Annotated in this window: 10 protein-coding genes; 8 read left to right on the forward strand and 2 right to left on the reverse strand. The window is 56.2% G+C overall.

The features are described 5' to 3' along the window. On the reverse strand, positions 1-327 hold a 327-nt coding region (locus tag LEPOCDRAFT_RS02175), incomplete at its 3' end, for a hypothetical protein (RefSeq protein ID WP_009453582.1). A gap of 247 nt (positions 328-574) precedes the next feature. Further along, positions 575-781 carry a hypothetical protein gene (locus LEPOCDRAFT_RS02940; protein WP_156793954.1) on the reverse strand — a complete coding sequence of 69 codons (207 nt, stop codon included), beginning with the start codon at positions 779-781 and terminating at the stop codon, positions 575-577. Positions 782-916: 135 nt separating this feature from the next. Here LEPOCDRAFT_RS02940 and LEPOCDRAFT_RS02180 point away from each other — a divergent pair, with 135 nt between their 5' ends. The 8 genes from LEPOCDRAFT_RS02180 to LEPOCDRAFT_RS02215 all read left to right on the forward strand — a co-directional run. After that, positions 917-2,221, forward strand: coding sequence for a nucleotide sugar dehydrogenase (locus LEPOCDRAFT_RS02180; protein ID WP_009453583.1), 1,305 nt, complete (start codon positions 917-919; stop codon positions 2,219-2,221). Further along, the gene (locus tag LEPOCDRAFT_RS02185; RefSeq protein ID WP_009453584.1) at positions 2,218-3,264 is read left to right on the forward strand and encodes an NAD-dependent epimerase/dehydratase family protein; all 1,047 of its coding nucleotides are present in this window, start codon (positions 2,218-2,220) and stop codon (positions 3,262-3,264) included. Before LEPOCDRAFT_RS02180 ends, LEPOCDRAFT_RS02185 begins: the two co-directional genes overlap by 4 nt. A gap of 6 nt (positions 3,265-3,270) precedes the next feature. Next, entirely contained in the window at positions 3,271-4,389 is a 1,119-nt protein-coding gene (gene vioA / locus LEPOCDRAFT_RS02190) for a dTDP-4-amino-4,6-dideoxy-D-glucose aminotransferase VioA (protein ID WP_009453585.1), read from the forward strand. Between the two features lie 10 nt (positions 4,390-4,399). Further along, positions 4,400-5,107 (forward strand): WbqC family protein, encoded by a 708-nt coding sequence (locus tag LEPOCDRAFT_RS02195; protein WP_009453586.1) that lies wholly within the window; start codon positions 4,400-4,402, stop codon positions 5,105-5,107. After that, a complete protein-coding gene (locus LEPOCDRAFT_RS02200) occupies positions 5,076-6,071 on the forward strand; it encodes a hypothetical protein (RefSeq protein ID WP_172632734.1) in 996 nt (331 codons plus the stop codon). The genes LEPOCDRAFT_RS02195 and LEPOCDRAFT_RS02200 overlap by 32 nt, the downstream gene beginning before the upstream one ends. 35 nt (positions 6,072-6,106) lie before the next feature. Then, positions 6,107-6,667, forward strand: a complete 561-nt coding sequence (locus LEPOCDRAFT_RS02205) for a GNAT family N-acetyltransferase (protein ID WP_009453588.1) — start codon at positions 6,107-6,109, stop codon at positions 6,665-6,667. Between the two features lie 17 nt (positions 6,668-6,684). Further along, complete coding sequence (locus tag LEPOCDRAFT_RS02210; RefSeq protein WP_009453589.1) at positions 6,685-8,199, forward strand: oligosaccharide flippase family protein; 1,515 nt, start codon at positions 6,685-6,687, stop codon at positions 8,197-8,199. 10 nt (positions 8,200-8,209) lie between these two features. After that, a partial coding sequence (locus LEPOCDRAFT_RS02215; protein ID WP_043909897.1) for a glycosyltransferase family 2 protein occupies positions 8,210-9,058 on the forward strand: 849 nt, incomplete at its 3' end.

Below are 9,058 nucleotides of genomic sequence, written 5' to 3' on the forward strand. Positions count from 1 at the left end.
TGGGGCGGTGGTGGTGGCAGCAGCACCTGCTGCGCCGGCACCGGTGCCTGTGGCGGCCTCAACCACTGGGGGGACGGGATCTACGGGGACCGGATCAGCCGCTTCGGTGTCATTGATCAGCGTGGATTCGTCGCTTAGAGCGTCCAGCAGCTCGTCACTTGGGCGCAGCGTTGCTGCACGGGCCTTCACCACCACGGACGGCTGTGCGCCAGCCGGAACCATCGGGGCAGCAACAGGCTTGATGCCATGGGCACCGTGCTCCTGCGGAGCCGCAGCTGAAGAAGAAGCTTGCGACGTGATGTCACGTGGGTTGGTGCGCTCGTTCATATGTGATGCTCTAAGAAGTTGTGAAAACAAAACCGTTGCTGACGTGATCCGCCGGTTGATGGAGGCGGAAATTTTCGACGAGTAGCAAGCAGATCAATCTAAGGGATTGGAGTGGGCTTTGACCGTAATCTAGGCGTTCGTTGATGAGGTAATCATTAAGAAGTGCTCACAAATACTCTTGGTGAATTGTAGGTTGTTGCAGTCTGCCAGCTTGTTTCCAGGTTGATGGGTGCTCTTGTTGAGTCGGTCACATCGATTTGGATGGGAAAAATCCCTTTTTTAAAGCCAGCCTAAAAGCCAGCCGCCGTGACTTGGCTTGTTCGTCACCATGGCAGGAGGATGCAGTGAGGTGGCGCGCTATCTGTAATAATCGTGACGGACTGTGTTTCTCTGGAAATACCCCCATTTCGGGGGGGATGAAAGAGAGCGGCTTTTTCTTAGCGATAAAAGCCATCCGCAGATAGGTCGCAAGAGGGATGGCACTGAATTAGCGTTTGGGTTGGGTTTGCCTTCATCCCGGGCGATAAAATTCGTGACAAACCTACTCAGTAGGTTGTCATTACCCCCCGCACCGAAAGCACTTTGGCTCATGCAAGCAGGCTCCTTGAAAGAAACAATCCTCGCCGTCGTCGGACTCGGTTACGTGGGCTTGCCCTTGGCGGTGGAATTCGGCAAAAAGCTGCCAACCTTGGGTTTTGACCTGTCGGCGGACAAGGTTGCGGCTTATCGGCAGCACGTTGACCCGACAGGCGAAGTTGCAAGTGCTGATTTGGCGGCTGCGGTGCATTTGCAGTGTTCGAACGATCCAGCGGTGTTGGCCCAAGCCAACTTCATCATCGTGGCTGTGCCCACGCCTGTGGATCAAGCGCATCAACCCGATTTCACGCCGTTGGTGAAAAGCTCTGAAAGTGTCGGCCGCCATATTCGCCCCGGCACCACGGTGGTCTATGAGTCCACCGTCTATCCAGGGGCCACTGAGGAAATCTGCATCCCGATCATCGAGAAATTCTCTGGCCTGACGTGGAAGAAGGATTTCTTCGTCGGCTACAGCCCTGAGCGCATCAATCCGGGCGACAAAGAACGCACCGTCACCAAAATTACCAAAGTCGTGTCGGGTGATAGCCCCGAAACCTTGGCCTATGTTGCCGAGGTCTATGGCTCGATCATCACGGCCGGTGTCTACCCCGCCAGCAGCATCAAGGTGGCGGAAGCTGCCAAAGTGATTGAGAACACCCAGCGCGATCTGAACATCGCCTTGATGAATGAGTTGGCGATGATCTTCGATCGCATCGGCATCGATACGCTCGAAGTGCTGCAAGCGGCAGGCACCAAGTGGAACTTCCTGCCTTTCCGCCCTGGTTTGGTCGGCGGGCACTGCATCGGCGTGGACCCGTACTACCTGACGCACAAGGCCGACATGCTGGGCTACCACCCGCAAGTGATTTTGGCGGGGCGGCGCATCAACGACGGCATGGCTGCTTATGTGGCGCAGCAAACCGTCAAAAAGCTCATCCAAGCCGGCTCTGCGGTGAAAAACGCCAAGGTGGTGGTGCTCGGCCTGACCTTCAAAGAGAACTGCCCCGATCTGCGCAACAGCAAAGTGGCCGACTTGGTGGCTGAGCTGCAAGACTTTGGCTGCGACGTGCATGTGCACGACGCCTTGGCCGAACCCGCCGAAGCTGTGCATGAGTACGGCATCACGCTGGCGCCGTGGCAAGACTTGCCGGCCCAAGCCGACGCGCTGGTGATGGCGGTCTCGCACACGGACTACACCGCTCGCCCCTTGAGCGAGCTGCTCGGCATGCTCAAGCCCGGCGGGGTCTTCATTGATGTGAAGTCGGTGGTCGACCCGGCGGCGGTTGAAGCCGCTGGCATGCGGTTTTGGCGCCTATGACGCCCGCCATTGACCGGGTTCGGCAAGAGATCCAAACCCAGCCGCGCACTTGGCTCGTGACCGGCGTGGCCGGTTTTATCGGCAGCCACTTGCTCGAAGCCCTGCTCAAGCTCAATCAAACCGTGGTGGGCTTGGACAACTTCGCCACTGGCCATCAGCGCAATTTGGATGAAGTCCAAAGCTTGGTGAGCCCCGAGCAGTGGGCGCGGCTGCGCTTCATCCGGGGCGACATCCGTGATCTGGACACCTGCCGCCAAGCCTGTACCGGGGTCGATCTGGTGTTGCATCAGGCCGCCTTGGGCAGCGTGCCGCGTTCGGTTCAAGACCCGATCACCACCCACGACGTCAACATCAGCGGTTTTCTGAACATGCTGGTCGCTGCGCGCGACGCCAAGGTCAAGCGCTTTGTCTACGCCGCCTCCAGCTCAACCTACGGTGATCACCCCGGTCTGCCCAAGGTCGAAGAGCGCATCGGCAAGCCGCTGTCGCCCTACGCCGTGACCAAAGCGGTCAACGAGATGTACGCCGACGTCTTTGACCGCACCTACGCGCTGCAAAGCATTGGCCTGCGTTATTTCAACGTCTTTGGCCCGCGCCAAGACCCGGACGGCGCGTATGCGGCGGTGATCCCGAAGTGGATTGCGAGCCTGATCGCTGCTGAGCCGGTCTACATCAACGGTGACGGCGAAACCAGCCGCGATTTCTGCTTCATCGCCAACACCGTGCAAGCCAATTTGCTGGCAGCCGTGACCACCGATCCGGCGGCAGTCAATCAGGTCTACAACGTGGCCGTGGGCGACCGCACCACCTTGAACGAGCTTTACGGCCATTTGCGCCAAGCGTTGTTGCCGCGTTTCCCGCATCTGCAAGACGCTGCGCCGCAATACCGCGAGTTCCGCGCCGGCGATGTGCGCCACTCGCTGGCCGACATCGGCAAGGCCTACAACCTGCTTGGCTACCAGCCCACGCACCGCGTCGCCGAAGGCCTTGCCTTGGCCATGACGTGGTATGTGGACCATCTGCTGCATCACGAAGTGATCTGAACGCGCATGACTGCACCCACACCGATCTATGTCACCCAGCCTTTTCTGCCCGATCTGGCCGAGTTCCAGCCCTACTTAGAGCAGATCTGGTCGAACAAGATCCTCACCAACGGCGGGCCGTTTCATCAGCAGCTTGAAAAGGCCTTGTGTGAGCACCTTGGCGTCGAGCACATTGCCCTCTTTACCAACGGCACGTTGGCGCTGGTCACGGCCTTGCAGGCGCTGCGCATCACGGGGGAAGTGATCACCACGCCGTACTCCTTTGTGGCCACGGCGCACTCGTTGCTGTGGAACGGCATCAAGCCGGTGTTTGTCGATATCGACCCGCAAACCTTGAACCTCGACCCGCGCCGGATCGAAGCCGCCATCACGCCGCAGACCACCGCCATCTTGCCGGTGCATTGCTACGGCCACCCCTGTGATGTGGATGCCATCCAGAAGATCGCTGACAACTACAACTTGAAGGTGATCTACGACGCCGCCCACGCCTTTGGGGTGCAAACCACGCCGGGGACCAGCGTGCTGCGGTTTGGCGACTTGTCGGTGCTGAGTTTTCACGCCACCAAGGTGTTCAACACCTTTGAAGGCGGGGCCATCGTCTGCCCCGACGCCATTGCCAAGCAGCGCATCGACCACCTGAAGAACTTCGGTTTTGTCGATGAAGTCACCGTGGTCGCCCCCGGCATCAACGGCAAGATGAGCGAGCTCAACGCCTCGTTTGGCCTGTTGCAACTCAAGCACATCGATATTGCGATGGTGCGCCGTGCGGCCATCGACGCCCGCTACCGCGCTGCGCTGGCCGATGTACCGGGCTTGCGCTGTGTGCGTGATGCCGGTCAGGCGGTGGCGAACCACTCGTATTTCCCCATCCTGATCGAGCCTGATTTCCCCCTCAGCCGCGACGCGCTCTATCAGCGTTTGCGCGAGCAAAACATCTTTGCCCGGCGCTACTTCTATCCGCTGATCTCCGACTTCCCCATGTATCGCGGCCTGCCATCCGCCGCCCCCGGCAATCTGCCCGTGGCCAGCGAGATCGCCCGCAAAGTGCTCTGCCTGCCGATCTATCCCGCCTTAAGCGACGCGGATCAAGACCGGGTGGTGGCGCAGATTCGCGCTTGCGCTTGATGAGGTCGGCATGAAGCTTGCCTTGATGCAGCCCTATGTTTTTCCGTACATCGGCTATTACCAGCTGGCGTTTTCAGTCGATGAATTCGTCTTCTATGACGATGCCAATTTCATCAAGCAGGGCTTCATCAATCGCAACGCCATCTTGTTGAATCGCGCGCGCTTTGATTTCAGTCTGCCGGTGGCTTCGATCAGCAGTTTCAGAACGATTGCGCAACACAACTACACCGGCCGATTTGAGGTGTTTCTCAAACAGATTCGCTCGGCTTACGCCAAGGCACCATTTTTTGAGGCCGTGTATCCGATCATTGCAGGTGTGATCAACGACCAAGACCTTGGTGTTGCCCGCAAGAATGCCCAGAGCATCACGGCGGTTTTTGATTATTTGAAGGTGCCTCGGGTCTTTTCTTTCGCCTCCGATCTGACCGTGGCTGATGATTGCCGCGCTGAAGATCGCGTGATAGAGGTTTGCCGTCAAAAAAAGGCCACCCACTATCACAACTCCATCGGTGGAAAGAGCCTGTACAGCACCGAGCATTTCCAGGCCGCAGGCATCGAACTCCGCTTTACCAAGCCGCTGCTGCCACCCTATGCCCAAGGCTCGGCCGACTTTGTGCCCTACCTCTCGATGATCGACACCTTGATGTGGTGCAGTCCCAGTCATGTGGTTGATTTGCTCGGGGCTTATGAGCTTGAAAAAAATGACGGCAACCCCTAAGGCCATGGGCGGCTATTTTGAGCTTGCTCTGCCTGATCGAACCCATGACACATATTCGGCTGCACTGAAGTATCAATCTGCACGGTCGGCCTTTTTGGCTTTGCTGCGGACTTGTCGGCCTCAAAGAGTATGGCTGCCGACCTATCTTTGTGACGCGATGCTTGCCCCGGTGCGTCATGCGGGGATCGAGCTTTGTTTCTATGCGGTGGATGCCCATTTGGGCATCGCGACCGATATCACCTTGGCGTCAACCGACATGCTCTTGTATGTCAATTACTTCGGTCTTTGTGACGCCGAAGTGGACAAGGTGTTGGCCCGATTTGATCCGCAACAGGTGGTGCTGGATTATTCCCAAGCTTTTTATGCGCAACCTCGGGCATGTTTGGCCACCATCTATTCGCCCAGAAAATTCTTCCCTCTGCCCGATGGCGGTTTGATGTTCACCGCGCAGCCCGTTGAGCCGGCTGTGGCGGTGGATGAGCGCAGCCTAGACCGTATGCGGCATTTGCTCCGTCGTTGCTCTGAGACGCCGGAGTCGGGCTATAGCGACTATCAGAGCGCCGAAGCCAGTCTTGAAGAAGACATCGAACCCAAGGCGATGTCTTGCTTGACAAGCAAGCTCTTTCAAACACTCGACGTTGAACAAGCCCGGATCAAGCGCAATGCCAATTTCGGTGTTTTGCATGCTGCGCTCGGTGCCAGCAATCTTTTCGAGATTCGGGCAGAGACGGTCAACGGACCTTTGAGCTATCCATGGCTTGTTCATGACGCCTCGTTGAGGCAAAAATTGATTGCCGAACGCATTTTTGTGCCTACCTATTGGCCAGACGTTCGCACACGTGCCGATGCATCCTCATGGGCCGCTCACTACGCTGATCGGTGTTTGGCTTTGCCTTGCGATCAACGGTATGGCTCGGAAGATATGGATCGAATGATTAAACTTGTTCGATCATGGATTCAATGATTCTTTGCGCATAATTTGACTCACCAAGGTGCTCTATGAATATTTGCGGAAAAATTGTCACACTGCGAGCCCCTGAATTGGCTGATATTCCTGATTTGCACCGTTGGAGCAATGATCCAGAAATATGGCGCATGCTGGGCGGATGGCATTTTCCGTTCTCGAGTCGATCCACAGAAGATTGGGTCCGGGGGCGGAAAGACGGCAATCTAACCGACCATGTTTTTTGCATCGATACGCCCGAAGAAGGCTTGATTGGTACGGCCAATCTTGTGAATATCGACTGGAAAAATAAAAATGCGTATCACGGCATGATGATTGGTAAAGCCAATTTACGTGGAAGAGGCTATGCCTTGGATACTGTTCATGCCATCATGAAATATGCCTTCATGGAGCTTGGGCTTCATCGTCTTGATGGTGACATGATTGCCTACAATCATCGATCCATTAAGTTCTATATCGATAAGTGTGGTTGGCAGCACGAGGGTATTCGCCGCGATTGGTTTTTCAGAGAGGGCCAACACCACGACAAAGTGGTGGTCGGGGTGACGCGTGAGGACTATGTTTCTCATGTCGCCAAGAACAAGTATTGGGATTGATTTCTTCAGTTGTTGGCATGTCATTCAAGCGCAACGTCCTCGCCAGCTACGCCAGCCAGATCTATGTCACGTTGATCGGCATCGTGATCGTGCCGGTCTACATCCAGTTCATGGGTGCCGAAGCCTATGGGTTGATTGGCTTTTATGCGATGTTGCAGGCGTGGTTTTTGCTGCTCGATATGGGTTTGGCACCCACGATGTCGCGTGAGACGGCGCGCTTTGCCGGCGGGGCGATGGACGCCTTGCAGCTGCGGCAGTTGTTGCGCGCGCTGGAAGGCGTTTTCTATGCCGTGGGTCTGCTTGGGGCGCTGGCGCTGATGGTGGGGGCCGACGCCATCGCGGCGCGCTGGCTCAAGGTGGAGCATTTGCCGCTGGATCAGGTGCGGCTGGCGATTGAGTTGATGGCGGCCATCATCGGCCTGCGTTGGGTGGCCGGGTTGTATCGCGGCGCGATTGGGGGCTTTGAGCAGCAGGTTTGGCTGGGTCAGTTGAACGCCGCCATGGCCACCGCGCGTTTTGTCTTGGTGTTGCCCGTCTTTTATCTGTGGGGCACCACGCCAGCGCATTTCTTCGGTTATCAGCTCGCGGTGGCCTGTGTGGAAACGGCGGTGCTGGCGGTCAAAACCTATCGCTTGATGCCGGCTTTGCCTGCAGGGGTTGCAGGGATACGGGTGGGTTGGGCGTGGGCCCCTTTGCGCGGCGTGCTCAAGTTTTCGCTCAGCATCGCTTTCACCAGTGCGGTGTGGGTGTTTGTGACGCAGACCGACAAGCTGGTGCTCTCCAAACTCTTGCCTTTGGGCGAATACGCTTATTTCACCTTGGCGGTGTTGGTGGCGGGTGGGGTGTCGATCGTCAGCGGTCCGATCAGCACCGCGCTTTTGCCGCGCCTGAGTCGGCTGCAAGCGCAGCACGACGAGCAAGGTTTGATCGACCTTTACCGCAAGGCCACGCAGTGGGTGGCGGTGATTGCGCTGCCGGTGGCCCTGATGCTGGCTTGTTTTGCCGAGCCGCTGCTCTGGGCCTGGACTGGCAACGCCACCACCGCCGCGCACGCCGCACCCATCCTGCGCCTTTACGCCTTGGGCAACGGCATCTTGGCGTTGGGCGCTTTTCCCTATTACCTTCAGTTCGCCAAGGGCGATGTGCGCCTGCACCTGCTTGGCAACGTGCTCTTCGTGGGGCTGCTGATCCCCACCGTGATTTGGGCGACGCTGAACTTTGGTGCCACTGGCGCCGGTTGGGCTTGGTTGGGTGCCAACGCAGCCTATTTTCTCTTCTGGGTGCCCTTGGTTCACCGACGTTTTGCGCCGGGACTGCATGGGCGCTGGCTTTTTCAGGATGTCGGCCCTGTGGCCTTGGTCACGGCGGTTGCCGCCCTGTCGGCCATGGCCTTCCTGAGTCCTCCCGCATCCCGTCTCGGGCTGGTGGCGCTTTTGCTGCTCATCGGCATGGCCGTGATGGCCTTGGCCGCCCTCAGCTCCGCCCCATGCCGAGGCTTCATCCGCCAAAAATGGCTGGCCCGAACCCTTTGACTGCTTCCCCATGACCCCCACGACACCCTCATCCCCAGAAACCCCGCGCCCCAAGGTTTCAGTGTGCGTGGTGACGTATAACCAAGAAAAATACATCGCCCAATGCCTGCAAAGTTTGGTCGATCAGGAAACAGATTTCCCGTTTGAAATCATTGTGGGGGATGATTGTTCAACAGATGGTACTCGCGCCATTGTGAGCGACTTCGCCACTCAATACCCAAATATCATTCGCCCAGTTCTTCGAGAGAAGAATATTGGAGCAGCCAAAAATTATCTCGATGTCCATGCATTGGCTAGGGGTGACTATGTGGCGCATATGGATGGTGATGATTATGCTTTGCCTGGGAAATTGGCCGCGCAAGCTAATGTATTGGATAGGTTTCATGATGTCAAAATATCTGTTCATGCTGTTGGTGTTGTTGGTAGTGACAGAATGATTGGCAATGGCAATTTGCCTATTTTTGCTGAGATAAAAGATCTTTTATTGTTGGGCACATATTTCATTCATAGTAGTACTATGTATAGATCTATTAAATCTGAAGTTTTGATTGGTGGGATTGACTACGTTGATTTCGAAATTTATATACGTAGGCTTGGTTTAGAAGGATTTATACATTTAAATAAAAGCATTCTTGGAATGTATAGGTTGCATGATTCTGGTGTTTCTAAAAATATCGCATATCGTCAAATAATAGAAGATGCGTATGAGCGGGCTTTTGATTTTTCTTTAAGTATTGGTGTGGATGCCTCTATTGTGCGCAAGGCGCGGCTTGTACGGAGAAAATCATTTGCTATTGCTCGACTTGTTGATGGTGATGAACATGGGTTTAGAAGGTTAATAGCCCTTAATTTCCGTGAC

The organism is Leptothrix ochracea L12 (assembly GCF_000262525.1).